This is a genomic window from Bradyrhizobium sp. PRIMUS42, assembly GCF_023006515.1.
Lineage (GTDB): Bacteria > Pseudomonadota > Alphaproteobacteria > Rhizobiales > Xanthobacteraceae > Bradyrhizobium.
The window spans coordinates 1-494 of sequence record NZ_JALBGZ010001564.1 but is presented as its reverse complement, the minus strand read 5'-3'; the positions used below and the strand labels follow the sequence as shown (position 1 = coordinate 494).

Sequence of the window (494 nt, the reverse complement as noted above, 5' to 3'; positions counted from 1 at the left end):
CGGGCGCCTTCGCAAGCAGCGCGCGCCAGATCGTGGCAGCGTCGTCCTTGCGGCCGTCCTGCTCGGCGGCGAGGCCGAGGAAGTAGTTCGCCTTGGGATCGTCAAGGTTCAGGGCGCGTGCACGCTCGAATTCGGTCTTGGCCTCGGCGGTCACCACACCGCCGGCGGCGGCCGAGAGCGCTTCGCCGAGATCGGACCGGCGCTCCGCGCTCTCGCCATTGTAGGTGAGCGAGTTGCGATAAGCGCGCACCGCGTCGTCGAAACGGCCGAGCCGCTCCAGCACCGGCGCGAGCACGTTCCAGCCGCGCCCGTCGGTCGGATTCTTCTCCAGATGGTCCTGGACCTGCGCCACGAGATTCTCGAGCGACTGCGCCATGCCGGACCCGGATCCGCGCTCCCGCTCCGCCAAGGGAAAATCCTGAAGCCGGGGCGAACCGAGTGGCATGTAGACGCCGATCGCAACGAGCGGCAGGCCGGCGAGCGCCAGCACGGCC

General features: G+C 69.8%; 1 protein-coding gene. It reads right to left on the bottom strand.

What is annotated here, in order from left to right; all coding sequences use genetic code 11:
• On the bottom strand, positions 1-494 hold a 494-nt coding region (locus MOV75_RS41675; protein WP_247008713.1), incomplete at both ends, for a tetratricopeptide repeat protein.